Source organism: Acinetobacter endophylla, assembly GCF_053543775.1.
The window spans coordinates 1-535 of sequence record NZ_JBLVOM010000146.1; the positions used below are offsets into that span (position 1 = coordinate 1).

Below are 535 nucleotides of genomic sequence, written 5' to 3' on the forward strand. Positions count from 1 at the left end.
CAACAGAGGTGGCTTTGATATTTAAGCTGCCACTTTGGTTAATTGTTCCTCCTACCACAGTAGAGCCTATCGTTTTTTCAACGGGCATAGGCTCGCCAGTAATCATGGATTCATCAATAAAACTTTGGCCGTGAATAACTTCACCATCGACAGGGATACGCTCACCTGGTCTAATCTCTACAATCGTTCCTGTTTGAACTTCGGCAATCGGAACTTCTATCACCTGATTATTGAGCTGTATTCTGGCAACTTTAGGCTGCATTCCAACTAGATGTTGAATTGCTAAAGACGTTCGGCCTTTTGCCTTGGCTTCAAAAAATCTACCTAATAGAATTAAAGTGATAATAACCGCTGCAGCTTCATAATAAACATTGACCGTGCCTTGTGGCAGGACACTTGGAAAGAAAGTAGCAACCACTGAATAAAGATAAGCAGCCAATGTTCCTACAGCCACCAAGGAATTCATGTCTGGTGCTAAGCGGAATAAACTTGGGATGCCCTTTTTGAAGAAGCGTCGGCCTGGAAAAATTAATGC

1 protein-coding gene is annotated in these 535 nt (G+C 42.6%); it reads right to left on the reverse strand.

What is annotated here, in order from left to right; translation table 11 throughout:
* Positions 1–535: HAD-IC family P-type ATPase (locus ACNPNW_RS06065; RefSeq protein ID WP_448766719.1), on the reverse strand; the 535-nt coding region annotated here is incomplete at both ends.